This is a genomic window from Butyrivibrio sp. XB500-5 (assembly GCF_003625505.1).
In the GTDB taxonomy this organism is placed as follows: domain Bacteria; phylum Bacillota; class Clostridia; order Lachnospirales; family Lachnospiraceae; genus Butyrivibrio.
This window is the reverse complement of record NZ_RAIS01000002.1, coordinates 236,527-262,449: the sequence shown is the minus strand read 5'-3', so window position 1 is coordinate 262,449 and position 25,923 is coordinate 236,527. Positions and strand designations below refer to the sequence as shown.

Here is a 25,923-nt window from a genome sequence, read left to right as displayed (position 1 = left end):
TCCGTTTGGATCAGAGTTTAAGGTCGCCCTCTTTTACCCATCCGAGCTTAACAACGCCGGCATGAATGATAAGAGATAAAACCGCGGGAAGTACAAAAGAAATAAGTACAAGTCCGAGCCAGTCAAATCCTGTGATCGCTGTCTTTGTTCCTGCAGCAATGTCGTTAACCCATCCTGTATAAACACCGATCTGACCTACAAGTCCGCAAGTTCCCATTCCTGATGAAACAGGTGCGCCGTTCATCTTAAGCTTAAAGATGCAAGTTGCGATAGGTCCTGTGATCGCAGATGCAAGTGTAGGTGCAATCCATACTCTGGGATTCTTGACGATGTTACCCATCTGAAGCATTGATGTTCCGATACCCTGTGAAACAAGGCCGCCCCATTTATTCTCCTTGAAAGAGATAACGGCGAATCCGATCATCTGTGCACAACATCCCGCAACCGCTGCTCCGCCTGCAAGACCTGTAAGTCCAAGCGCTGCGCAGATAGCTGCCGATGAAATAGGAAGTGTAAGCGCCATGCCCACAACTACGGAAACAAGGATTCCCATAAGGAACGGCTGAAGCTCGGTAGCCCACATAATAGCTTTTCCTACAGACATGGCTGCCGCTCCGAGCAGAGGTGCAATAAGCCATGAAAAGAAGATTCCGACACCGATGGTAACAAGGGGTGTTACAAGGATGTCTACCTTGGTCTCCTTGGAAACAGCCTTACCGAATTCCGCAGCAAGGATTGCCACGAAAAGAACTGCAAGAGGACCGCCCGCTCCGCCGAGTGCGTTAGCGGCAAATCCTACGGTGATCATTGAAAAAAGAACAAGTGGCGGGCACTTAAGTGCGTATCCTATTGCCACCGCCATAGCAGGTCCGCTCATTGCGGAAGCAAGTCCGCCGACCGTGTAATCTACTCCTGCCACTGTTGCAACATTCTGCATCAAAAACGGAATCTGAAACTGTGTTCCGATGGTATTGATAATTGTTCCGATAAGAAGTGAACAAAAAAGTCCCTGTGCCATCGCACCAAGTGCATCAATACCGTAACGTTTTAAGGAAATCTCGATATCTTTCCTCTTCATAAAGTCTTTCAATTTTTTCATCTCCTCCGGTTGTTCTATTATTTAGAACTATCGAGATTTATTCTACCATAGACGCCCCGATTTTTTAATCTTAAATTCTAACAGTTACCTGTATATACAAATTCAAGATTTTCTCTTGCCACCTCGGCAAGACGATAGACCTTTTGAACATCCGTCGCGTCACGGTCCGTCATTTTAAATCTTGGAAAAAATCTGGAGATATGAAGAGGAATCTTTTTACCTGTAATTACTTCCAGGTCTTTTACCCACTTGGATAATTCTCTGATTTCTTCCTCGCTGTCGTTCTCACCCGGAATAATAAGAGTCGTAAGCTCCACGTGACAATTCTTCGCCGCCCCTTCTATGAAAGCCATCGTCTGCTCTCTGTTTCCTCCGATAACTCTTTTATAATAATCATCCGTAAAGCCTTTAAGATCTATATTCATTGCATCTATATACGGAGCAAGCTCATCAAGGACAGAAAGCTCTGCCGTTCCCGCCGTTACCATGACGGTTTTTAGATCATGCTCTTTGGCAAGCCTTGCCGTATCAAGAACAAATTCATATCCCACAAGCGGCTCGTTGTAGGTAAAAGCGATACCGATATTCCCTTTGGCTTTTGTTTCAATCGCAATCTCAACCAGCTCTTTGGGTGTTATAACTTCCGCATCCTTCGCATACATTTTTGCTTCTTCCGACCATGAGATCTCATTATTCTGGCAAAAAGGGCAACGAAGATTGCAACCAAAACTTCCTACCGACAAAATATAGCTTCCGGGGAAAAAATTATTCAAAGGCTTTTTCTCTATAGGGTCAAGCGCAAGGCTTGATACTTTCCCATAGTTATACGCCACAACTTTGCCGTCTCTTACAGTCCTTGCGCCGCAAAAGCCAAGCTCGCCTTCATTTATCTCGCAGTGTCTGAAACACACGTGACAATTTGCCATATTTCCTCCTACCGTCCATCCGTGACAAAGCGCTTTTAACCATGCGATCAATAATGCCTTACAACTTCAAATCGCTGCAATGTATAAGGTTCATCCTCACGGATTCCGCCCTTTTGCCTTGCTATATCTATCTGCTGCTCTATCGTGTCGACGCCGTCGAGATTCGGAAGAAGGAGTCCCCTCTTGTATCCGTGGCTCACTATAACGCCGTAGCGCTTAACATCAAGTTTATCCGGCGAATCTATGTCTTCGGTATCTCCAAGAACATCAACGCTTATATCAAGGAATTTAAGTTCGTCTTCTGTTATCGGGTCAAACCTTGGATCTCTGCTGCATGCACTTATTCCGTTTTGAATTATCTCTTTTGCGATATTATCTTGAGTTGCTGCAATTGTGCCTATGCAGCCGCGGAGCTGCCCAAGCTTATGAATGGAAACAAAAGTGCCTGCGCTTCTTGAAAGCATGTCAGAAGGAAGATCATCCGGCACATCAAGCTCAACATGGTACTTAACCCAAGACTCAACGCTCGCCCTTGCAAGCCTTACATACTCATCACTTGAATCAGCTTTCTCCTTGCATTCGTTTATAATTCTTTTTTCAAAGTCTCTTAAAAAATGTCTGTTGTCATCTTCTTTCTCAGGATAAAAAGTGCAGATTCCGTAGCCAACGCCCGTGACATCCTGATGTGACAGCTTGGTAGCTTTAACCCCAAGTCCGTCAAAAGCTCCCGCCATTATCACAAAAGATCTGTGGCCGCACTCCGCTGCTTTTTGACAGAAGTTTTCATCAAATTCAAGGAGCTTACCGAAATCAGCATTTCCGCACACTTCCATTATGCGCTCGTCATACTCGGGACCTTCTTTAGCAAAACCGTATGGTCCGTAGCTCTGAAGCTTATGCGAAAGATCGCCGCTTGCTATAAAGACAACATTTTTCCCGGATTCATTAACCGCCTCCGCTATGAGCTTTCCGAATCTGTAGTGATCGGTAAGCGGAAGTCCCGAAAGACCTATCCTTACTATCTTTCCGCCGGTATATTTCTTTCTTACAAACCAAAGGGGAACCATGGTTCCGTGATCCAAAGACGGATCTCTTTCACCCATTGTTCCCGCAGGAAAATCTATGCTGTCGGCTTTCATTCGGATCAGGTCCGCAAGCTCGTAGTCATAATCTTCGTTAAACTTAACATCAGGTGCCCCAAACGCACCAAAATCTCCCGTCGCTGTGCGGCCGGGAGATATATGGAAATAGTCCGCATACATCACAGAATGCGGACTTGTGATTATTATTGTGTCAGGCTTAAGCGCCGCCACCTCATCGGCGACTTTTTCATAAGCCCTCGTTGTCTCGATGATCTGCTCCTCTCCGCCTCTTCCGACTTGCGGAACGATAAGCGGCGGATGCGGTACCATAAATGCAGCTTGAATCGGCATGTTCTTTCCTCCTTTAGCATCACTCGTCTTCTGTATACCCACTGCCTTTCCCCTTACATTAAGGCAGAACTATCATGATACGCGTTCCCAGCTCCGTTCTGGAAAGCACTTCGAAGTGACCTCCGTGCCTGTCTACTATCCACTTGGCTATTGAAAGGCCAAGGCCGGTTCCGTCGTAAGTTCTTGCTTTATCGGCGCGGTAGAATCGCTCAAACATGTGCTCCACATCAGCCTGCGACATACCGATACCCATGTCCTGAACCATGAGATACGGGCGATCGTCTTCGGTCATTCCGACTCCAAGTATGATCTCATCTCCGGGATTGGTATACTTGGCAGCGTTGTCCACAAGTATTCTGACTGCCTGTTTTAAAAGCATTCGGTCGGCGTCTACCACAACATCCTCTTCGCTCTTACGGAACCTATAGGGATGCGTTTCATCTATCATAAAGGACTCTTCGTATATTTCCTGCATAAGATTACCGAGCGACACAGGTTCTTTTGACAATACAGTCTTTCCGCTGTCGCCTCTTGCAAGAAAAAGAAGCTGCTCTACAAGACGGTTCATGTGATCCGCCTCATGAGAAATAGCGGAAATGGATTCATCAAGTACTTTTTCATCGGAGGTTCCCCAGCGCTCCAACATCTGCGCATAGCCCTGAATCACGGCGATAGGTGTCCTAAGCTCATGTGATGCGTCATTGACAAAACGCGCCTGCTGCCTGTATGAATCTTTTAATCTTTCTATCAAATGATTGACAGACTGCTCTACTCCCAAAAGCTCTTCGTCGTGAAGATAAACGTACTGATTCTCGTCGGGTGCTACGTGCTCTATGGCATCCTCGATCAGTCTGTATTTATCTTCGGAAAAAGCAAGTCTGTTGAGCTCATCGGCTTTCTCGGCAACCTCTCGGATGGGAGACAGCGTTTTGTGAGCTCTAGAAGACACCGCCGGGAGGGAAATCAGAACTCCCAACAGCTGCAATAAATAAAGTGCACCTACCAGCATTGCTATTCTGGCAAACACATCAAAAAAACCGACGGTCATAAGTACTTTGCCGTCCATGGATCTGACCCTGTACGCGAGATCCGTTATCAAGCCGTTCTCAACGATAAAATCTCTATGTCTTTTAAATGCGAAGCTTCCTATAACTTCGAGTTCTTTCATATACGCCCAGAAAATATTAAGAAGTACAAAGATAAGAAAGTCCATCTTAAAGTACAACCCAAGCTTGGTTCTTGAGATCATCCACACGATACGGTGTGCGATGGACTTCATGTTTTTCGACGGGCGGTTATTATTGTTGTTCGGATTTGATGACATAACCCACTCCCCTTACGGTTGTGATCATATTTACATCATAGACGTCGTCAATCTTGGAGCGCAGATATCTGATGTACACGTCGATCATGTTGGTCTCTCCCACATAATCATAGCCGCATACTTTCTCAAGAAGTGTGTCTCTGGAAAGAACGATGTCTTTGTTTTTGAGTAGCATTTCAAGCATCAAAAACTCACGATTGGTCAAAGTGATGCCATGGCCATCGTAAGTAACTTCTCGTTTCTTTTCATCAAGTCGAAGTTTCTGCCAGGTGTAGATACCCTCGGAATTTTGCTCGGTATCATTGGTATTTAAAGCTCCCGCAGCATTCTTGCCGTGAAGCTTAAGCGCAACTCTGATCCTGGCAAGGAGCTCTTCGATGGCGAAGGGCTTGGTGATATAATCCACCGCCCCGCCATCGAGTCCCGATACTTTATCCATAACCGCATCTCTTGCGGTCAACAATATTGTAGGTGTCGGCTTATCCTGCATAAGGCGCCGTAAAACTTCAAGACCGTTGAGCCCCGGCAACATGATGTCCAAAAGAATGAGATCGTAGTCCCCTTCTATTGCCATCTTAAGTCCTTCTCTTCCGTCAAATGCTTTGCTGACTTCATATCCTTCGTGCTGCAATTCCAGCTCAACGAATCTTGCCAGTTTTTCTTCATCTTCTACAATCAGTAAATGCGCTGCCATGCATTACTCCTCACGGAAACTGTCTTTTACCTGCTCGGCTGTTTCCTTTGCTTTATCTACTACATCATTGGCCTTCTTGAGGTCATCTTTTCCGTAAAATTTATAATTCCAGTCAAAGAACAATGAAACAACTATAAGAACGAGTACTGCCCACCATCCAAAGATAAGCGTAAGGATCGCAAGCCAAAGTGGAATATTGATAACGTGCTCGCCTTTACGTGTGATCTCAACATAATTGTTTGAAAGAAAATCAATGGCTCTTTTAAGGAATTCTTTTACCTTCTTTCCGAAATCACCACTGCAAGCTTTAGCTTTGCCAACAGGAACCATCTCATAAGATGCATCCGTGGTATATTCCGTGGAGTGTACTTGCTGCTCGGGTCCTTTGACCTTTCCTTGCTTCTCAAGAATTATCATTGCATCAAGTAAATCTCCGTTTGCTTCGCCGAGTGCTGCTTTTGCTTCTTCATAACTTACATCTGCTCTTGTTCTTAATTTTTCAATCTTTTCAAATTCATCCATTTTGTGTTCCCTTTCTCCTCATTAGGAAAGATTGTTTTTGTTTACAATGACAAATATATAGTCCGTAAATTAAACAATCCTTGGAGTAAGATTAAAAATAGATTAATAACAGTATACTTGATATTATTCCGAGTTACACCTATAATACAGAAGAAATTAAGAATGCAGAGTAGACTGTAAAGCGTCAAGTGCTAAGTGAACAGGGAGTTGTCATTTAGACGAAGGTTTTGTCCGCGGTTTTATGGTCGCATCCCGCTGCTACATAGCGAAGTGTTAAGCACCTCCGTTGTAGTAAAAAGGAAACTGCAAGGAGGTGTATTTATATGAATAAATTAAAAGAAACAAGAATACTCACCCTTGCTGCCATGCTCACGGCAGTAGGAATAATACTGGGATTTTTTAAGATTCCCATCAGCCAGATCATCGAGATCCGCTTCGGCTCTCTTCCGATCGCAGTTGCAGGCATGTCACTCGGTCCCGGTATCGCGGCCGTTGTAGGAGCACTTATTGATATCGGAGGATACCTTGTAAAACCCACAGGCCCGTTTTTCCCCGGATTTACTATAAGCGGAATTGTAAGCGGCCTTATCTTCGGAGCAATCCTTTATAAAAAAGAGCTCCATCCCGTAAGGATCCTCGTCGCTTTACTTGTCCATACTCTTGTTGTCGGAATTATCATGAATACTTTCTGGCTTGACTTCATGTATATCAAAAAAGGCTTTTTTATCACGCTTATGGCGAGACTTCCAAAGGAACTTGCCATGATACCGATCAACTACATTTTATTATCAATTTTCTTATTTGCATTACACAGGATTAAAGATTATGCGGAAGTATAACTATGAAGAGGCAATTTCTTTTTTTGAGGAATTGCCTCATTTTGAACCACCAAAAGATAATAAAGATCCAAAGAAAGATTTCTTTTCATTGGACGCCGAGCTTTCTCTTCTTGAGAGGCTCGGCACCCCCCAAAACTACCTAAACTATGTTCATGTTGCGGGCACTAACGGAAAAGGGTCGACAGTTTCCTATATCACATCAATTCTTATGGAAGCCGGAAAAACCGTCGGAACGTTTGCTTCTCCTTTTTTATTTAGGTATAACGAGCTCTTTAAGGTAAATAACGTTGATATCACGGATGAGGATTTTGCAGAAATCTTTTCTATGGTAAAGCCTGCATATGACGAGCTTGCCTCTGAAGGTATTTACCCAAGTGAATACGAGATTCTGACCGTAATGTCTTTTCTTTATTTCAGGGAAAAGAACTGCAATATCGTTGTCATGGAAGTAAGTCTCGGCGGACGCCTTGATACGACCAACGTAATCCCGGCTCCGCTTGCCACTGTGATAACTCCGATAAGCTACGATCACATGTCGATCCTCGGAAACACACTTACCGAGATTGCTACCGAGAAAGCGGGAATAATAAAGACCGGTACAATTGTCGTTACTCCTATTATGCAGAATCCCGAAGTTAAAAATGTTCTTGAAAAGACATGCTCTGAAAAAGCCGTTCGTCTGGTGTATTTTGATTCTCCCAAAGTGATCGAGAGAAGTTTGCAGGGGCAGGTGTTTGAATTTAACGGAGTTAATTACAGAACAAAGCTTCTCGGAACCTACCAGATCGATAACGCTGCGCTGGCAATATGCACTTGCATTAAGCTGCGGGATAAAGGCTTTAAGATCTCCGATGAGGCTATTGCACAGGGAATAGCTAATGCCGAGTGGTTCGGACGCTTTACGATCGTAAAAGAAAATCCGTATGTCATCATCGACGGCGGACACAACAGACAGGGCGCAGCGGTCCTTAGGCAATCTTTGGAAGAATATTTTCCGGGTAAAAAGATAACGTTTATACTCGGACTTCTTGCGGATAAAGAAGTGGATATTATCCTGGATGAACTTATGCCTATAGCCGATAAATGCTACGTCACAGCGGTTCCGAATAAAAGAACCATGGAGCCTTTAGATCTTGCAAAAATGATTAACACTCGCGGTGTCGAAGCGATTATAATAGAAAAAAAGATTCCGTACGACCGGATACTTATGGAAAGTGAAGTTATCTGCATTGCAGGATCTTTGTATCTGATAAAAGAAATTGGAAATTTTTAAGTATAAGATAATCTCCGAGAGGATTCCTTATGAAGATTAAATGTGATTATTGCGGAAATACTTACGAAGATACTTTACATGCATGTCCCGACTGCAGCGCCCCAAATCCATCACACAAGAATGAAAAGGGCCCCAAGACCATTGAGGAATTAAAGAAGTGGTACAAAGACAGGAAGCTTCCTGCTCCTGAAGTAACCCGCTTTTTTATTGGCGTGGATTATAAGAAGCCCAAGGCATTTGGAATCTATAAGGATGATAACGGAGATTTTGTTGTCTACAAAAACAAAGCAGACGGTTCAAGAGCCGTCCGCTATAAAGGTGCCGATGAAGAATACGCTGTAAATGAGCTTCTTCAAAGACTTAAAGATGAGATCGTTCATCAGAAAAACTGTTCCGGAAGAAAAAAATCAACTTCCGTAACACGTTCTGTGCCTTCAAGCACTTCAAGCACGACTAAAAATAACCGCTCTCTCCCCTTAATGGAAATAATTTCCATATCAATAGCCGCGTTCTGCATCCTGTTTGGTATCGCCTTGATCATGAGCTTCCCCGATCACAACGGATACTACAGATATGGTCATGGCGTATATTACAATTACGATGATCATTGGTTTTACTACGACACCGACAATTGGGTAGAGATCAGCCAAAACGATCCCATCCCAAGAGAAATATCGTCAAACTATGACGACTACTACATTTCCAGGAACTGGGATCAATCAATGGATACCACCAACTGGAATGATACATCTTTTTATGACAGATACCACGTCTCGTCGGATAATGACTCTGATTCTGACTATGACTGGGGCAACAACGACACATGGGATTCAGATAATACCGACTGGGGTTCGGATTGGTAAAGCTATGCCCTCATAGAGTCTTGGCAATTGCCTTACACCACTGAAGCTCTATGATAATCTGTCACGTCAGAACCAAGCTTTTGATAAAGCGCTTCGACAGAAGCTCTGTCGGACAGTGTCTTAAGCTCTGCATCAGTCATTCCGATAAGTTCAAGGAACTCAACCTTGCCGTTAGGTGTCGAAATGGTTTCAACCGTCGAATCCTTGATCGTTATAAATCCGGTAAGATTGGATTTTCTGTAAGCGTCAATGCCTTCTTGCTGTCCGGTATAGACAAATTCAAAAGGCCTAAATAATTCTCCGTTTTGGAAAGTCATTCTGGCTATCATCTGCATGATACCGCAAATGCACTTTAATTCGCCCTCTTCATCTTCATACTTATCCTTCTTGAGCTTAAATGTCAGCTCGTAGCCGTAGCCGCTGATATCAGGATTCTTGCATTCCTTTTCATATATCTCTGTCAGACCAAAAGAAACAAAGTGCCAATAATCTCCGCCGTCATAAACACTGATTCCATCAAGCGGATCATTTCCTCCCACGATCCATTTTACAATTGTTCCATAATGCTTGGGATTGTTCTGTCCGGGATAAACTCTCAAAAATTCTTTCTCAATTGCACCCCAACCTACTGCTTCAACTTCTTCAGCTTTAGGAGCTGAAGGCTGCTCAACCTTTGGTTCTTCTTTTTTTAGAAACTTATCAAATATCCCCATTTCTCATTCCTCCAACATTTTATTTCTTTTTCAAATAATGGTTACTGTATAGATACGCGCCGACAGCGGCAACACAAGGTACTGTTCCGATGATTCCGACTGAGCCCGCGATTGCTCGTATGATTTCTATGGCTACAAAATCCGTGTTTACGAGTTGGATAAAAGATACTCCGTATGAATAAATTAAGAGCATCATATTGAGTGCACCACCGGCGTAAGCTAGGATCAATGTATTTGCCATTGTGCCCATGGCGTCTTTTCCGATGTTCATTCCGGATCTAAAGAGTTCTTTAAATCCTGCCTTGTTATTGGCAAGGTGAATCTCTTCAATAGCCGATGAAATAGTCATGGCTATATCCATCACCGCACCCATTGCTGCGATCAATATTCCGCTTATAAAAAGCCCCGAGAGCTTAACCGCACTTGTGGATTTCATAAGTAGAAGCGCCTCTGCTTCATCCATCTGAAAGGTTGTCACTCCGCCGAGTTTAGCAGAAACCGTTCCAAGAATTGCTGCTATAAGCACGCCTGCAAGTGACCCAAGCGCAGCCGATGTTGTCTTTTTACAAATTCCACCTATAAGCAAGAAGCATACTGCAGATGTGACAAAGATAATTGCTATAGTTACTGGTATGGCAGGGAATCCTTTGTATATAAGCGGAAGGAGCACAAAGAAAATCGCAAGCACTGTATATAAAAGTCCGACAAATGCCTTTAGTCCCTGCTTACCTCCCATAAGTAACAGCACGGCAAAAAATACTATCACAAGTCCTATCGTTAGCGGAATGCGATTGTAATTGTAAATGCTTACGGAATAGGTATGCTCTGCGGAAGTGTCAATTCTAACGCTTACAGTATCGCCTTTTTTAACATCCACATTGTAGAGCGAACTATAATAATTGGTGACTGTACAGACGTCACTTTTATAGCGGCCTGTAAGGATCTTTATCTTAAGCTCGGTGCTACCCTTCTTTTGATTTTCTACAGTTTTATCTACGACAGTATTATCCTCAATTACAGAAAGAACTCTGGCAGTCTCATATTCGGTGCCGGAGTTCTCTGTAATAGTGTATCTTGGCCTATCGGTATTGGCATAGATTACTACGCCAATACTCAAGGCCATAAATACAAGGACTGATACTATCTTAATGATCAGTTCTTTTCTCATTTTTTATTTTCCAAATATATTTAGTAGTTTAACGAGTAATCCTGCAAGCTTACTTCCTGATGCTGCGGATGCCGCCAAGGAAGTTCCTACGGTTACTTTAACTACAACTAAAGTTACTGCGGCAATACTTATTATACCAAATCCTACTGCCACAGGCACTACAGGAATACCGGGCTTATTGTCTGTAGGAGGTGTTACCTGATCACCTAGCTGATCATCTCCGCCTGCCTGAACATCAACCTGCTGAGAGTTATTATCACCACCGTTTCCGCCGTTATCTCCTTCGGAAGCCTGTGCACCACTGCCTTCTCCTGCATTGTCAGAGTTAGAATCGTTGTTGCCCGTATTAGTTGAGCCGCCGTTATGGTCATTTGCACCTGCCTGTCCTTCAGAAGGTTTGTTGCCCTGACCGGTTGATGCTGTTGTCGCTGCTTCTCCCACGGCACTTGCTCCGCTTGATGCTGCGGTTGCCGCTCCTGTATTGGGAGCTGTGCTTGATGATGTATTACTTGTATCCGATCCGTTTGAATCAGAACCGGATCCGCCGTTATGATCACCCGATCCTGTACCTGTAGATCCATGATCCTGGGAATCAGTGCTTCCGCAATTTCCTGAAGCAGATTCTTTTGCAAGACAAATATCATCACAGTTACGTACTCTGAATACAGGTACCGAAACATCGGACTTTCCTTCAGGATGTTTGTAAAGAACGCCTACTGCCGAAACCTTGGCACCTTTCTTTACAAAGTCACTGAGCGTGTTCTTGCCTGTTGTTCCTGATTTAATATATCCGTCGATGAAGATCGCAGCTTCTTTTCCTGTAGAATCCTTGAGCCAGAATTCCGCTACAGTTCCGTCGGAATTGTAATCTACCTTAGTAACCTTTCCGGTTGTCTTAAGGAGCTGTCCTCCGAGCTTGTCATAATCCATCGCTGTCTTGGTATCAACCACCTTGGGCTCCCATATATACGGCTCATCATCGAGCACTTTTGCTGAGATCACCTTGAGCTCCAGATCGCCCTGATACTGAGCAAGGAAGCCTACGATACGCATCTTGGTACCGATCTTAAGTCCGGGAGTTGCATAAGGGAATATATCCATTCCGCCTGTCTCATCCTGAATATAGATGGTATCAAAGAATGTTGTATCCTGATTTTCCGTACCGGAAGTCACATATCCTTCTACCGCAAAAATGTCGTTCATCTTGCCTTTTCTTGCATTGGCGATAGTAGTTGTCTCAAGCTGAACTTCAGCACCTGAGAGAATGTTATTTACAATTGTATGGTTTGCATACGGAAGTGAATCGTTGTTATCCATCTCAGCTTTAACTTCGAAGTCTGAAAGGAATACGCCTCCGGCTACGATGATCTGTCCTCCCGCCTTTGTCTTCTGACGGGCTATAAAGGTTACGTCGCCCATATTATCAAGCGGCTTATTAGCAGCATAACTTTCTCCGTTGGGGCCCTTACAATCCATTGACAAAGTGGTTTCAAAGCCCTTTACAAGCCACTCCGCTGCATCCACAAATCCGGTTGCCGTAGCACTTGAAATATCAACAGAGCATCCCGAATACTGGCTGTATACCTGACCTTCTCTGATCCCTGCAAGCAGATCGGAATCGAGATTAAAGTTCTTGGGATACATTCTGTACTGCTGACCGCCATTATTTGTATCATCCCAAACTTCATCCGAACCCATTCGGATAGTCGAGCCTATCGCTTCAAGAAGTTTGTTCTGCTCTGTCGCCGTCTGTCCGTTTGTAGAATCCTGATAATCCGCAAGACCGCAAACAATTACGGAACCGCCGTTTGACACATAATCTTTTACCAGACTTAAGAATTCATCGCTGTAATGTGAAGGAGCATAATCACCGGCGTTCGCTGTACCTGATTTCTTTGCCGGAGCAGCGAGAACTAGCAATTTGCAATCTTTGAGCATCTCGCTTGTGATCTCTTCCATTACTACCTTCGCGCGAATATTCTTCTTAGCGCACAGATTAATAAATGCACTTACATTTCCGCCGTAGTATCCTGCAACATAATCGTTGTAATGACTTCCGTCTATGATCACGTTTGCAACCATCTTATCAAGCGTATAGTTTACCGTGAACTTATCCTTATAAGTTTTCTCGACACCGTTTAACGTTGCATGAGCCGTTACCTCATATGTCACCTGTCCGGCCTCGTTGTAAACAAATTCTGTTTTATAAGATGCTGTTCCGTTGGAAGCAACCTCTGTAACTTTAGCTTCCTCACCTGTAACCTTAACTACAGGAGTCTTCTTATTATCTACATCACTTACTTCTATCTCGATATCGTTGATCGTAAGAGGTGTCTTTTCGTTGTTATAGAAATCAACGTTAATATCAAGTGGCTCACCCGCTACCGGAAGTACAGTGTCGGTGTAAGCATCATTGATACCGCATGCCTCTACATCGCCCACCCATACAGGTGCTGTTACAGCGATATCTTTATCACCTTCAGTGATCCTTATAAAGTAATATGAATAAGCAGAAGGAGCGGTGAATTTTACGGTTGCTTCAGTCTTATCAACATCAATTGTGCCGATGACCTGTCCGCCGTTAACAACAAGCTCAACCTTACCGATCGCCTTGTCGGTCGGCTCCTTGATATCAGCCTTTATCTCTACTGTCTCTCCAACCGCTTCCTTATCAAGGATCGTTCCCATTACATTTCCATCCAATGTGTAGTAGATAGAAAGGTCGTTATCCTCTGTTGCATATATACGATAATTTCTCATCGCATCGTATATAGCTTCTTCTGTGTTTTCATCTGCGAGCATTACGGTACGTGCCGTATTCGCATCACCCCAAAGGCCTTTGTGGTTATCCTGGTTATTGGTAGGTGCTACGTGCCAGCCTTTATCAAGCGCACGAACATAGTACTCGTATGAAGGGAAGTATCCGGATGATCCGATCGCACCTTCACCGTTACCAACCTCGATCATTGTGATAAGGTTGTCGTTTTCTTCAGTGTAGTAAGCAAAATCCTGGAAATCACCGAAGGTTGTTCCCGGGTGATTGAACTGGCTGATAGAATCAGGCGCAGTCCTAAGCGCAGCATAGTAATTCTCAAGAGCTGTTGAGTATGTTGTAAACGCTTCCTGTGTACGACTCTGGAATCCTTCCGTGTTAAAGGTATTCATGTGTCCGAGACCGTTTGACCAAGTCATCTCGTATCCGTATGCACATGTAAAGTCCTCGGTTGATTTCTCCTTCGCAAGATTGTGAGCATATGTCCACTCATCTGTAGCATTTTTATCAACGTTTTCTGTGATCTTTGATTCTTTTTCATTGTCGATCGAATTAGAATGGTCGGTAATGATTATATAATCAAGATTTTCAACGTTTTTGGCATGGTCATAAGCATCCTCAAGCGATCCGGCACCATCTGAAATATTGGTGTGCGCATGGATCTGTCCGAAGTAGATATTCTCTCTCTCGTTCTTTCTCTTTGTATATTTAAAAGTAGAGATCACGCTGTCGAGATATCCCTCTTTTACCGCCTTAACCTGAATCTGAGCCGGAAGCTCTTTTAACTCGAAAGGCTCTTTGTATTCCTTCCAGTCCTTGTAATTATCTTCTTCCTCTGTGACAATAGGTTCATCCGAATCTTCGGCATTCTCAGTATTCTCTGTATCTTCGGAGTTTTCTGTTTTTTGTGCTTTCTGTTCTGTCTCAGTTTTCGCGTTGTCTTTTTCAATCTCGGCTTTTGTTCTGTATCTGTATAGGATCGTTGCGCCTTCAGTCTTGGTCTTTAATGTAATCTTCTGAGTCTGCGCGATCGCTCCTCCGTTTGGAGTTGCCTTAACTGTTGCGACCTGTGACTGAGTATATTTGTAAACGCAGTCAACGCTGTCCTGAAGCCCTTCCTTGGTTGCATGTGCGCGGATTATAGCAGGTAACTCTGTGAGTGTGATCTGCGCATCAGCATCATATCTGACTTCTTCAGCACCGTTTACTGAATAGAATATTTCCGCACCTTCGGTCTTAGTCGAAAGAGCTATCTTAGAGCCCACTGCCACTTCGCCGCTTGTGGGATCTGCAATTACATGTCCGCAGATCTTATCTGAAACAACGGGGTGACCTATTACCTGAACGGTATCGATCCTGTTGGTTCCGCCTGTTCCCGCGGCTTTACCGCTCTTGGCAGCATCACTTGTGCAAGGAACAATTCTTATATATACCTTTTCTTTGTTGTTAGCCCCTTCGGGAATCTTGAAACTAAATTCAACGTAATTCTCAACGGCGAGCGAAGTCTTGGCGATTCCGTTTGATATCTCACCGCTTCCGCTCTTCTCACTCTGTTTGCCGTCTCTATTATATGTTGTGTACTTAAAAGAATAAGAACCATCGCTCAGATTCTTAAAGCTGTCATCTTCACCTGTTGTAGAATACTGAAGCTGATAAGCTCCTGCTGCCGTATTGGATGAACGCATACGGAAGCTCATGCTCATATCCGCATATCCAAGTGTCGGGAACTCCATCTGAATGTATCCGGCATCTTTGACCAAACCTTTTGAGCCCATGTAGTAGCTTGTTGAACCTGTTTGGTTCGAAGTGGACTTTGTATAAGGCTGAACCGCTTCTCCATTTAAGTAAACCTGATACTTTGAGTTTGTATCACTCATATCATTGGTTTCGTAAAGATCGCCGTTGATAACCTTTGACTCTGCAACGCCTTTAGCATCATAGTCAGCATTACCTGCCCACTGCGCAACCAAAAGCTCCGTATCCGGATCACTCTCAAGCTTCTCTATCTTCTCGCCCTCTTTAAGCGCGTAGAAATTGAAAATAAATTCAGTTTTATTGGAAATGCCATATGTTGTAAATCCGCTGTAATACTCAAGAGCCAGATCATAACTGCCGTTCTTGGCATTGTCATTGATAAGATTGAAATTTCCTTCTTTCTCATCGTCAGCCTCTTTTAAATTCCAGAGACTGTTTGCAGAAGCTTTCTCTGCAAGAGTAAGCCCGCAGTATCCCTTGGTATTTCCATTAACTACTTTTTCTTCATATGTTGCGGTAAGATACTTATCATCCTTTGTCGTAAAGTTGTACTTTCCGTCTTCATTTATGGAAACATCAAGAACAAGAGCGTCTTTGCCCTTTATATCAATGCTTCCGTCTTCCGCCGGCTCAATAGCAATACCCTCGTATTTGTTGTTTGTTCCGTTGGATGACATGAACTTCTTATCACGCGGATAATAAACAACGATCTTATCTCCATCATACAGTTCTCTTTTAAGGAGCTTAGCTATCGTATTTTCGTCGTCTTCCTCTACATCTCCTCCGTCCGCAGTATCAGGAACAGTATATGCTGAGAAAGTATACGCTGCTTTGTCTGATCCGGGTTTATAGCTGTAAGCAGTGAATAAATTATTGTAGAACTCTATGTACTGAGACTTTTCATAATGCTTTGCAGTAACGCTTTTTATGAGAAAAGAACCGTCTTCTGAATCTTCAATTGTCCAAAGATCCAATCCGCTATCAGACTTATTTTTCTCAAAAGTAAGTGAATTACCTGTAGCTCCTGTCGTAAGATAACATATTGATGTATCTTCGCCGTTTTCATTTAAAAGCTCGGTCGTAATATAAAACTGATCTTCGTTATCGGACTTTTCAAGCTTTAATGTGGCAAGCTTTGCTTCACTGTCTTTGTAAACAAGATATCCGTCTTCATTGATCTCAACATCAACCTTATCAAGTTTCTTATTATTGTTTCCGGAACCGGGCAAAGAAGACATTGATTCTTTATCATCATGAACGAGAACAAATTCCTGTCCATCTATAAGTGATGATACGTCTTTGATCTTCACGCCCTTTTTAAGTGTGTATTCAAATGATACCTTCTCACTCTTCTCTCCGTTTTCTTCATCACCCTTTTGCGCATAGGCATGGATGGTAAGATCCTTATTTACCTTGATGGGATCTTTATAAGGAGAGAAATTCTCCGTGTCGTTTGTATTGTAGTAAATCGTTGCATCATCTGTAGCACAAGTAAGAGTGATCTCAGTATCGTAATCAACTTCTTCACCACTCTTTACAGATGCTTCGGGAACAGATACACCTGCTCCGTCAGTCAGCTTGAAGAATGCAAGTGTCTGGCCCTTGATATTATTAGGGAAGGCGCCCGTTCCACTTTTCTTGTACGCTCTGAAATCTTCCTTACCCAGATATACGCCAAGATATCTTACATCTTTATTAGAATCTTCTGCACAAAGATATCCTTCATCAACCTTCCACTTTGCACCATCGAGACTATCACCTATACCCTTTATTCTTACTCCGTCATTGGCAGCATTTGTATGCAAGGTACCATTTCCGGAATAGATCGTATAATACTCTTCCACAGTAGTTTTTGTCTCATCAACATCATCCTGCTCAGAGTCTTTTTCTTCTGTCTCGGGAGCTTTTTCTTCAACCTCGGTAGCCGGCTTTTTGTCATCTCCGGCCTCGGTTTTCTCTACTTTTTTATCCCCGCTTTGATCATCAGCGATATTATTGCGGTTTTCGCTATTGTCGTTCACATTATTCTCATCGGGGGTCTTTTTTTCATCCTCGTCTTTGGGAGCTTCGTCCTGCTTCTTGTCATCACCCTCACTAGAGCCACCGATAGTCGGCTCGTCTGAGCTGTTTCCCGAAGATCCGTCCAAAGATTCCGTTGTCGCACCATCAAGATCCGGGGCTGCATCATTCTCTTCTGAAGAAGCTTCTGTTGTTTCAACCGTGTGCTTCTCTATAGTCCACGAATAATCCCCGGGGGTTCCCTCGGGAATGACCAATACCCCGTTTTCAATTGTAGCCTTTACTGCTATCGGGCAACTGCTTGTAGCCGATGCATTAGGTAACACATACGTGTTCCCGCCTGTAGTCATAGTGATAGCTATGGAATCATTTTCTGAAATATCATCTAATTCAACTGATGTCCATATTTGATTGGTATTTCCCGATCCTTCTTTTGCAAAAGTTACAAGAGAAAAATCAAACACACCAACAGACAGTGCCATCAAAAAAGACAACACTAAAGAAAGCGCTTTTCGACTCGCTTTTCTCATCCCTTATTCCTCCATCTTTTATAATCCCTGTTTATAATCCCCTCGACAGAGCTAAGCGTCCCCACTTAAAAATGACCTATAATCATCCATCAGAAAATGAATGCGCTTATAGGTCATCACTCAATCCAGTCAAATCGCATATAGAAAGGTTATCATTTATATGCTTTTGCGTCAAATAACTAATATGAAAAATCCGATCACTGCCATCGGCATGCCAAAGGCCAAAAACCATATAGGAAAACTTTTCCCCAGCCTCCTTTCAAAATCAGACTCAGATTCTTTAGGCCATTGTGGATCGTAGTACACCGTCATACGCGTGCCTATTTCCGGAAGCTCATTGTAACCGGCGGAAATCGACGAATCACAGGTATACTCTTGTCCATTTACATAATATTTGATAAGCGGGGAGTACCTTACATGTCCATCTGAATCCTCAGATTCGGTTACTCCTTCGACATAGCCCTCACAAGAAGCGGTGTATCTTGTATTCTTATCGTTGTTCATACCATCGAACAATACACCGATGTAGCTAAAGAGTACTCCTCCTGCAGTTAATCCTACTCCGACAGGATTGATATCCATTGTCTGATGATAATAATTAAGCGCCAAAAAACCAAACAGCAATACCAGTCCAATCTCTATAGGCGCTAATAATTTAAGCGCATTCAATGTTTTCTTCGATTCACGAACCCTCTCCTCATCGGAGTTCTCTTTGATGATCCTTCGTTCGCTCATTGCGATCATGATCATTGCATATCCAAACATTCCAAGAACAATAAACACAATAGCAAAGGGCAGCATATCAAATATAGTCCTACCGTTCACTCTCTTTCCTCCAAAGCAAAATCAATTTCCGGATAACATTTATTTTATCCAGATAGGCGCCGTTACCGCGATCTGTCCGTCTTCTCTTATAAGTTTTAAGAAATAATATTTTTGTCTGTTCCAGACTTTTATATTTTTCTCGATCAGATAATCATCGCAAGAAACTGTATCTATTACTTTACCACCTTCTCCGTACACTTGCACCTCTGTTATCTTACAAGCATCATCGCACGAAGCCTTCACATTGATAACAAGATCGTCTTGCCACTCTATCATCGAACCCTGAATATTGCCGCTCATCGAATACATTACTCTAAATCCCGGTGCTCCCGTAAAGTACGTACGAAGATTCTTCATTGCATCATAGATGTCGGCAGCGGTCAGTCTTCTTACGATCACTCCGGTCCTTATGCCGTTTTGCGTTCCCCAGTTCTCCTGATGGTTGTCCTGATTTCCCACAGGCGAAAGATGCCAGCCCTTATCAAGCGCTATCACATAATATTTTATGATATCCTCTCCGGATAACTCCACGTTGTTTAATTCGATCGTATAAGTTATCTTGTCCAGCTCTTCATCATAAGGCTCGAAGAAGTCAAAGTGCCTGTTTCCGCAGGACCACGGATGGTTCCACTGACTTATAAGTCCGCCATATTCCTTGAGCTTACTGTAATATGCCTGTGCTTCGTCAAACTTAAACTCATATGAATTAAGGAAAAAGTCCGCACAGTAAATATTCATATGGCCAAACTGGTTGTACCATGTGGTTTCAGAACCGTACAAGCCAACAAACCTACCATTCTCAGTTGCTTTTTGAGAGGCACGCTTTAAGTCTCTCCACTTAAAGCTCTTGTTACAGTCAAACATCTCATCCAAACAATTGCTGTGTTCGGTTATCCCCAAGAAGTCCAACTTCGCAACATTTCTGGCATAGTCATAGGCATGCTCCGCTGTTCCGAAGCCATCCGTCAGTCCCGTGTGACAATGCATATTTCCAAAGAAGATCTTATAAGGTTCATCATCCACGATAAGCTCTTCTCTATAGTCTGTTGCAACAGGTGATAATTCCGGATGTCTGTCCAGCTTCATCCAATAAAGGACTACGCTCTGAGGCGCATCGATCTGCGTTACCACGATGTAGAGATCGTGCTTACCGGTAACAAGCTCTCCGTTTTCCTTTCGAATATCGATCGCAAGTTCCGTAAAATATGTATACTGCCTGCAAAGATGGATGTTTCCTACTTTTTCTCCGGTGGCTGAATCAAGTCTGAATTCGATATTTACATAAGATACCTTGTCCTTAACCGGAAGTCCCAGGCAGAATCTCAACTGATCGATTTCTTTTTTGTCAAAAGATATATCGGAGAACCTTACAACTGCTCCCGCCTGAGTGGCCTCGATAACAGAATCCTTCCAAGAATCATCGATATCATAATCGTCGATCCTTACAAAACCTGATCCTATTTCTCCTTTGATCGCCTTAACTCTGCTCCTTGTCATATCAAAAGCTTCTTCTGTTTCAGGAACAGAATATCCGTGAACATGAATGTTTTCCACGGTCACTACGCTTGAGCAAGAGCAAAATGAGATCGTGATCTTTATGAATCTTGCGACCTTCTTGATCTCTATAGTGTCGCCGATCTCAGTTGCGGGAGCATCATTATCTTTTTCCATGACAAAATCCCAGTTGATCCTGTCGCTACTGTATTCCACATGATAATGATAAAACTCCCCATCGTGACCGGTGATAAGATTTATGTGATCGATATAGTGGGCAGCACCGGTATCAAGCATGATCCACTTAAAATACGGATCTGCCTTCCACGCCGTGTCTACCCTACCGTCAAGAGCCTTCTGAGGTTCAAAGCCCTCAAGATAGCTCTCACTCGATGCTATGGCTTTGATTTCTACAATGTTTGTACTCACTTTTACTCTTCCTTTTTATTCTATGATCAACTGTCCCATTGAAACCTTCTGTCCCTCTTTATCGAAAATGCAGACATTGTTTCCGGATATGCTGCAATTAAGCTCCTCATCCGTTACATAATCAGAAGCACCGAATACAACCGATGAAATGATCTCTTCTCCGATCTTAAGCTTAATTGTTGTCTCAAGTCCTGAAGGCAATGTCGAATATACGCCGGCTTTTATCTTGCCGCTCTCTTCGATCTTCATAAACTCGGGTCTGAAGCCAACAGTAATGTCTCCGCCAATATCTTCAAGTTTTTCGTTTGGAATAAACTTAGCCTTGTAACCAAGTAATGATACCTCGAAGTTTTCTCCTGACTTATTGATCGTTCCCTCAACAAAATTCATACTCGGGTTGCCCACGAAATCTGCAACATATAGATTATTAGGCTCGTTATAAACTTTAAGAGGCGGAGCATACTGTTGGATCGTTCCCTCTTTCATAAGACATATCTTAGTAGAAAGAGTCATTGCCTCAAGCTGATCGTGTGTAACATAAACAAAGGTTGAATCTGTGTCTGCATGAAGTCTCTTAAGCTCTGTTCTCATTTCAAGACGAAGCTTGGCATCAAGATTTGATAAAGGCTCATCCATCAAAAGAACCTGTGGCTTGACCGCAAGTGTTCTTGCGATCGCTACTCTCTGCTGCTGTCCTCCGGAGATCTCGGAAGGATATCTTTTTTCGAACTCTTCGATCTTCATAAGTGCGAGCATCTCTTTTACTCTCGCATCGATATCTTTTTTGTTCCACTTCATGCTCTCAAGACCGAATGCGATATTTTCATAAACCGTCATGTGCGGCCAAAGTGCATAGTTCTGGAAAATAAAACCTATCTCACGTTTATCGGAAGAAAGATTAACTCCTGTTTCCGAATCAAAAACGACCTTATCTCCGATCTTTATCGTACCTTCCGTCGGTGTCTCCAAACCTGCGATCATTCTGAGAGTCGTAGTCTTGCCGCATCCCGAAGGACCGAGTAATGATACAAAGTCTCGGTCTTCTATGACCATGTTCAGATTTTTAACTCCGTAAAAATCCCCCCATCTTTTTGTGATATTTATCAGTTCAATTCTTGGCATACCCTTTACTCCTTCTACTGTTTATTGTACGAACCGACGCTCTGTGAAATCGACGCACCGGTCAGCTTGCTTGAAACCTGGTTGATAACAAGTACGATCACTATGATCAAAAGAGTTATCGCACTTGCGTACTGATCGTACCCGGTCTGGTTGAACGCCAAAAGCATGGTCGTCAACATGTAACTGCTGTTAGATACAATAAGTGCAAAAAGATCGACTTCTCTCATCGCGGATACTATAGGAAGCAGATAACCGGAGAAAATACTGGTCTTCTGAATAGGAACAAGGATCCTGAATATCCTCTTATACCACGGTACCTTCATAAGTATCGCAGCCTCTTCTATCTCCGCTGAAACCTGAAGCATCGAATTGATACAGCCTCTCGATGCGAAAGGTAAATACTTAACTCCACCCACAATTACAAGCAGTAAGAATGAGTTATACAAAAATGAAAATGTCTTGGTCGATGCAAGCGCCAGATATATTGCGGAAAATGCGATCGTAGGAATGAGGTAAGGGAAGAATGACATCGCTTCCACCATCTTGGAAAGCTTTGTTCTTCTGTTTCTTACAACGGAATATCCGATGAAAAGACCTGCTGTTCCCGCAAATACCGAGCAAGCTATTGAAAGGAGCACCAGTCTGAAAAGTGCCATCAGGAAATCTTTTCCTACAAGGATTCCTCCTACCATTCCCATCTTGTATGCATCCAGATCTTTTCCGATCCAGAAATCCAAGGTCCAGTTAGAAATGCTGTAGTCACCGGGGATCCTTTGAATCGTCTGAAGTGCAAATACAATGAGCGGTACAACCGAGAAGCACACTGTCAAAACTATCATTGCGATCGAGATAGGTCCGTTCGCTTTCTTAAGATCTACAAGCGATACCTGACCTGACTTTCCGGTTACCGTTGTAAATGACCTTCTCTTATTGGTATATCTCTGATTGATCATCAGGATAATGATTCCGCAAAGGATCATCACTGCTGCGATGATATAAGCCTGTCCCATGTATCCTGCATTGATCATTGCTTTCATCTTACTTGCCAAAGTATAGAATCTTACGGCTCCGCCCAGGAATACCGGAACGGCATATGATGCAAATCCACTTGAAAATACAAGAAGGAATGTCGAAAGAAGTGCCGGCATAACGATAGGCAATGTGACTTTTCTTACTATCCTAAGTCTGTTTGCTCTAAGTATCTGCGCTGATTCTTCAAGCGTTGCATCCATGTTCTGCAAGATTCCGCCGATCAAGATATATGCAAAAGGCGCGAAGTGCAGACTGTTTACTATAACGCATGGAAACAATCCGTAGACAAACCATTGCGGCATACATAATCCGAACAATGACTGAACGATTCCTTTGTTTCCGCTCATTACATTTGTGTTCTGGAAAAGATAGATCCAAAACTGTGCAAGCGTCCACGCCGGCATAAGATACGGAAACATAAATAATGTTCCGATCAGTTTTTTATACTTAAGATTACTCCTGGTCATCAGCCATGCTGTTACTCCGCCGAAGATTATCGCAAGGCTCGCCCCAAAAAAGCCAAGCAAAAAAGAATTCTTAAACGGAATGTAGAAGGATGTCACGCTCCATTCGCCCGGAGTGAAAAGCTTCTGAATATGGTATAAGGTAAACGATCCCTTTTTTGCACTAATCAGAGTCTTCTCAATTCCCGCATGGACAATGAACATCTCTTTTATCATTGCTGTTATGGGATAAATAGATAATCCCAGAAAAACAATGAAGAAGAAAACCAGCATGCAGTTAGCCGGATTGGAGAAATAGGTCTTTATCCTATTTTTGATCTTCTCCAAATTTATCAGTTTCATACAACCCTCCAAAGACCATGTATGGTGGAGAGAATACCCTCCACCATACGAAATACCTTTTTCTCCTAGATCAGTTTATCCTTGATGCAATGTACTCATATACGTCTGCATAGTTAGCTGCAAGATATTCACCATCTTCTATTACGCAACGGTCTAACCAGAAATCAACTTCCTTATCCAATCCTGTTGAATCGGGAACTAAAGCGATTGAAGAATTTGAGAGGTAAGTTCCCATGTTGTCTGCGTTATTCCAAGCTGCGCCGCCTTCTTCGGAAAGAAGATAGTTGATAAACAATGCGCATGTATAAGGTGTATCTGTATCTGCACAAACCTGTGCGTATGTAGGATACATAAATCCAGCAAAGCCTTCGATACCTGCTCCGTCATTTCCTGTAGCAGCGATCTGAAGATTTGCTCTTGCTACTTCATTAGTTCTAAGCTTTGAGAATACGAACAATCCAATGCTTCCGGGTTCACCCTCTGCAATGCCGCCACAGATACCGCCGTCTGCTGTGTATGTGTAGTTGCAGTTTGCAAGGAACTTATCAAGGAACTCATATGCACATGACTTGTACTCTGCTGTGTTGTTCCACTCTGATCCGAAATATGACTTGTATGCATCACTTAACTTTTTATTCCACTCATCAGATGTGAGCATGATAAGGAAGTTCATTCCAACCGGCTCATCTGCGGGATTCTTGAAGAAAATCTTGTCCTTGTAAGCTGCCTCCGTAAGCTGCCATACGTTCTTAAGATCCTCAACGGAAGCGTCGCTCTTGTTCATGAAAATAAGCTTTGATACGAAAAGGATTGCTGTGGGATCCTGATATTTCTCATCAACAACTCCCTTTAATGACTCAGGGAAATAGTTGTACAAAAGATCTTCTGAAATAAGTTCGTTATTAACTCTGTATGCATTCTGAAGTAATGCCATGTCTGCGCCGTCTGCTGCGCTTCCGATCTCAGTTGAAAGCTTAGTGAACATATCTGCTTCACCGATATCGGACATCTCGATCGTAAGATCGGGATACTTAGCAAGGAAAGTCTCTATCGCAGTTGCAGCCAAACTCGTTGTTGAGTAAACAACTGTCTTCTCTTTTTCCTCTTTAGCTTTAGCATAAAGTTCCTCATCTGACATCTTACTTGCTTCATAAAGAGTCTTCTCGATCTCTGTGTCAAATTCGGGCACCTCCTCTGCAGCTTCTTTGCTATCGGTAGCTTCCTCAGTTTTCTCTTCTGCAGGTCCGCTTGTCGCAGGTTCGATCTGAGGCTCTGACGATGCCGCCTTATCTCCACACCCCGTAAAGCAAGATAACGTTAGTACACATGCCAATACAATAGCCAATCTCTTCATAGCCTTCTCCCTTCACTGTAAAAAATAATCTCCTAACACCTAACCCCTTAGATGCCGTTTTTAATAATGTGCTTTATGTTATATGTCTGCCCCACAAGATAACTTTCGCACTTTTCAATGTAACCGTTCATAGACTTCGTATTTCTTTTGATCTTGAAAACGGCTGTATTGGTGGGCAAATTCATCTGTTTGGCAACATATGCGGGACAGATAACCGCTTCCATTTTCTCCTCGGCTTCAATAGGATAGAGCCCGGTTCTCTCCTTGATCGAAGGATAAAGACCTTTACTCTGGATCTCTTCTTCTGTAAGACCCTTGAGATACTTTTCAGGGACATATGCCTTCTCCCAAGCATATATCTCATCCTTGATGGTTCTGGTTCTAATGATCTCAAAGAGTTTCTCTCCATCTGCCAATTCAAAGAATTCCTTCTTTGACGGTGACGGATCCACAACTTCCAGAGAGATCAGTTTAAACTCAGAAGAGATACCCTTTTGCTTAAGGTCAGCCGATAAAGAGTAGTTACTTACCAAAGTTGCCTCTACTGATGGTTTGGAAACGAAAGTTCCCTTTCCTTGTTTCCTCTTAAGATAACCACTTTGAACCAATTCCTTTAGAACTTCACGTACTGTTATCCTGCTGACTCCATACTCCTCACAAAGCTCGTGTTCACTTGGGATCATCTCCCCTGCCTTCCACTCGCCCGAGTTGAGTTTCTCAAACAATACTTCTCTTAGCTGATATTGCAATGAAACCGGTAAGTTACTGTCTAACATTTTGCCCTCCGTTCAACTTGTTATAACATTATAATAACATGACCTTTTTGTTTGTCAATAATTATTTTCAATAACGTAAAAAAGAGCCGGTCATTTTCGACCGGCTCTCAATAAACTGTGTATTTACTTACTTTCTAAAACTTTCCATTCCTCC

At 43.0% G+C, this 25,923-nt stretch carries 18 protein-coding genes and 1 riboswitch; of the genes, 3 read left to right on the top strand and 15 right to left on the bottom strand.

Annotated elements, in window-relative coordinates; genetic code table 11:
- Window positions 1-10: 10 nt before the first annotated feature.
- The 6 genes from D6856_RS05885 to D6856_RS05860 form a co-directional block, all read right to left on the bottom strand.
- On the bottom strand, window positions 11-1,099 hold the full coding sequence (locus D6856_RS05885) for a PTS transporter subunit IIC (RefSeq protein WP_120686159.1): 1,089 nt from the start codon (window positions 1,097-1,099) through the stop codon (window positions 11-13).
- A gap of 77 nt (window positions 1,100-1,176) precedes the next feature.
- On the bottom strand, window positions 1,177-2,025 hold the full coding sequence (amrS, locus tag D6856_RS05880; RefSeq protein WP_120686158.1) for an AmmeMemoRadiSam system radical SAM enzyme: 849 nt from the start codon (window positions 2,023-2,025) through the stop codon (window positions 1,177-1,179).
- Window positions 2,026-2,072: 47 nt separating this feature from the next.
- Window positions 2,073-3,458: an AmmeMemoRadiSam system protein A gene (gene amrA, locus D6856_RS05875; protein ID WP_120686157.1), complete on the bottom strand. Its 1,386-nt coding sequence runs from the start codon at window positions 3,456-3,458 to the stop codon at window positions 2,073-2,075.
- A 58-nt stretch (window positions 3,459-3,516) separates the two neighbouring features.
- Window positions 3,517-4,782, bottom strand: coding sequence for a sensor histidine kinase (locus D6856_RS05870; protein WP_120658395.1), 1,266 nt, complete (start codon window positions 4,780-4,782; stop codon window positions 3,517-3,519).
- Window positions 4,757-5,476, bottom strand: coding sequence for a response regulator transcription factor (locus D6856_RS05865; RefSeq protein ID WP_120686156.1), 720 nt, complete (start codon window positions 5,474-5,476; stop codon window positions 4,757-4,759). Before D6856_RS05865 ends, D6856_RS05870 begins: the two co-directional genes overlap by 26 nt.
- Window positions 5,477-5,479: 3 nt before the next feature.
- Window positions 5,480-5,998, bottom strand: a complete 519-nt coding sequence (locus D6856_RS05860) for a hypothetical protein (RefSeq protein ID WP_120686155.1) — start codon at window positions 5,996-5,998, stop codon at window positions 5,480-5,482.
- 163 nt (window positions 5,999-6,161) lie between these two features.
- Window positions 6,162-6,258, top strand: a riboswitch (THF riboswitch).
- 63 nt (window positions 6,259-6,321) lie between these two features.
- On the opposite strand from D6856_RS05860, the gene D6856_RS05855 reads away from it, so the two are divergent.
- The 3 genes from D6856_RS05855 to D6856_RS05845 are packed head-to-tail and all read left to right on the top strand — an operon-like array spanning window position 6,322 to window position 8,973.
- Entirely contained in the window at window positions 6,322-6,837 is a 516-nt protein-coding gene (locus tag D6856_RS05855; protein ID WP_120686154.1) for a folate family ECF transporter S component, read from the top strand.
- Complete coding sequence (locus D6856_RS05850; RefSeq protein ID WP_120686153.1) at window positions 6,824-8,110, top strand: bifunctional folylpolyglutamate synthase/dihydrofolate synthase; 1,287 nt, start codon at window positions 6,824-6,826, stop codon at window positions 8,108-8,110. The genes D6856_RS05855 and D6856_RS05850 overlap by 14 nt, the downstream gene beginning before the upstream one ends.
- 29 nt (window positions 8,111-8,139) lie before the next feature.
- A complete protein-coding gene (locus D6856_RS05845) occupies window positions 8,140-8,973 on the top strand; it encodes a hypothetical protein (protein ID WP_120686152.1) in 834 nt (277 codons plus the stop codon).
- A 32-nt stretch (window positions 8,974-9,005) separates the two neighbouring features.
- Here the strand turns inward: D6856_RS05845 and D6856_RS05840 are convergent, their stop codons facing one another.
- The 9 genes from D6856_RS05840 to D6856_RS05800 form a co-directional block, all read right to left on the bottom strand.
- A complete protein-coding gene (locus D6856_RS05840; protein ID WP_120686151.1) occupies window positions 9,006-9,686 on the bottom strand; it encodes a suppressor of fused domain protein in 681 nt (226 codons plus the stop codon).
- 19 nt (window positions 9,687-9,705) lie between these two features.
- Window positions 9,706-10,854, bottom strand: coding sequence for a YibE/F family protein (locus D6856_RS05835; protein ID WP_120686150.1), 1,149 nt, complete (start codon window positions 10,852-10,854; stop codon window positions 9,706-9,708).
- A 3-nt stretch (window positions 10,855-10,857) separates the two neighbouring features.
- Window positions 10,858-17,931, bottom strand: a complete 7,074-nt coding sequence (locus D6856_RS05830) for a CehA/McbA family metallohydrolase (protein WP_120686149.1) — start codon at window positions 17,929-17,931, stop codon at window positions 10,858-10,860.
- Window positions 17,932-18,102: 171 nt separating this feature from the next.
- Window positions 18,103-18,756 (bottom strand): DUF3592 domain-containing protein, encoded by a 654-nt coding sequence (locus tag D6856_RS05825; RefSeq protein WP_120686148.1) that lies wholly within the window; start codon window positions 18,754-18,756, stop codon window positions 18,103-18,105.
- Window positions 18,757-18,795: 39 nt separating this feature from the next.
- Window positions 18,796-20,679 (bottom strand): discoidin domain-containing protein, encoded by a 1,884-nt coding sequence (locus tag D6856_RS05820; RefSeq protein ID WP_120686147.1) that lies wholly within the window; start codon window positions 20,677-20,679, stop codon window positions 18,796-18,798.
- A gap of 15 nt (window positions 20,680-20,694) precedes the next feature.
- The gene (locus tag D6856_RS05815; protein WP_120686146.1) at window positions 20,695-21,801 is read right to left on the bottom strand and encodes an ABC transporter ATP-binding protein; all 1,107 of its coding nucleotides are present in this window, start codon (window positions 21,799-21,801) and stop codon (window positions 20,695-20,697) included.
- A gap of 14 nt (window positions 21,802-21,815) precedes the next feature.
- Window positions 21,816-23,639: an ABC transporter permease gene (locus tag D6856_RS05810; protein WP_120686145.1), complete on the bottom strand. Its 1,824-nt coding sequence runs from the start codon at window positions 23,637-23,639 to the stop codon at window positions 21,816-21,818.
- A gap of 70 nt (window positions 23,640-23,709) precedes the next feature.
- Window positions 23,710-24,993 carry a hypothetical protein gene (locus D6856_RS05805; protein ID WP_120686144.1) on the bottom strand — a complete coding sequence of 428 codons (1,284 nt, stop codon included), beginning with the start codon at window positions 24,991-24,993 and terminating at the stop codon, window positions 23,710-23,712.
- 47 nt (window positions 24,994-25,040) lie between these two features.
- A complete protein-coding gene (locus D6856_RS05800; RefSeq protein ID WP_120686143.1) occupies window positions 25,041-25,769 on the bottom strand; it encodes a GntR family transcriptional regulator in 729 nt (242 codons plus the stop codon).
- Between the last annotated feature and the right edge of the window lie 154 nt (window positions 25,770-25,923).

Bases quoted from the DNA above. Each gene is read 5' to 3' on its own strand.
- D6856_RS05885 (WP_120686159.1), bottom strand. From the start codon at position 1,099: ATGAAAAAATTGAAAGACTTTATGAAGAGGAAAGATATCGAGATTTCC.
- amrS (WP_120686158.1), bottom strand. From the start codon at position 2,025: ATGGCAAATTGTCACGTGTGTTTCAGACACTGCGAGATAAATGAAGGC.
- amrA (WP_120686157.1), bottom strand. From the start codon at position 3,458: ATGCCGATTCAAGCTGCATTTATGGTACCGCATCCGCCGCTTATCGTT.
- D6856_RS05870 (WP_120658395.1), bottom strand. From the start codon at position 4,782: ATGTCATCAAATCCGAACAACAATAATAACCGCCCGTCGAAAAACATG.
- D6856_RS05865 (WP_120686156.1), bottom strand. From the start codon at position 5,476: ATGGCAGCGCATTTACTGATTGTAGAAGATGAAGAAAAACTGGCAAGA.
- D6856_RS05860 (WP_120686155.1), bottom strand. From the start codon at position 5,998: ATGGATGAATTTGAAAAGATTGAAAAATTAAGAACAAGAGCAGATGTA.
- D6856_RS05855 (WP_120686154.1), top strand. From the start codon at position 6,322: ATGAATAAATTAAAAGAAACAAGAATACTCACCCTTGCTGCCATGCTC.
- D6856_RS05850 (WP_120686153.1), top strand. From the start codon at position 6,824: ATGCGGAAGTATAACTATGAAGAGGCAATTTCTTTTTTTGAGGAATTG.
- D6856_RS05845 (WP_120686152.1), top strand. From the start codon at position 8,140: ATGAAGATTAAATGTGATTATTGCGGAAATACTTACGAAGATACTTTA.
- D6856_RS05840 (WP_120686151.1), bottom strand. From the start codon at position 9,686: ATGGGGATATTTGATAAGTTTCTAAAAAAAGAAGAACCAAAGGTTGAG.
- D6856_RS05835 (WP_120686150.1), bottom strand. From the start codon at position 10,854: ATGAGAAAAGAACTGATCATTAAGATAGTATCAGTCCTTGTATTTATG.
- D6856_RS05830 (WP_120686149.1), bottom strand. From the start codon at position 17,931: ATGAGAAAAGCGAGTCGAAAAGCGCTTTCTTTAGTGTTGTCTTTTTTG.
- D6856_RS05815 (WP_120686146.1), bottom strand. From the start codon at position 21,801: ATGCCAAGAATTGAACTGATAAATATCACAAAAAGATGGGGGGATTTT.
- D6856_RS05810 (WP_120686145.1), bottom strand. From the start codon at position 23,639: ATGAAACTGATAAATTTGGAGAAGATCAAAAATAGGATAAAGACCTAT.
- D6856_RS05805 (WP_120686144.1), bottom strand. From the start codon at position 24,993: ATGAAGAGATTGGCTATTGTATTGGCATGTGTACTAACGTTATCTTGC.
- D6856_RS05800 (WP_120686143.1), bottom strand. From the start codon at position 25,769: ATGTTAGACAGTAACTTACCGGTTTCATTGCAATATCAGCTAAGAGAA.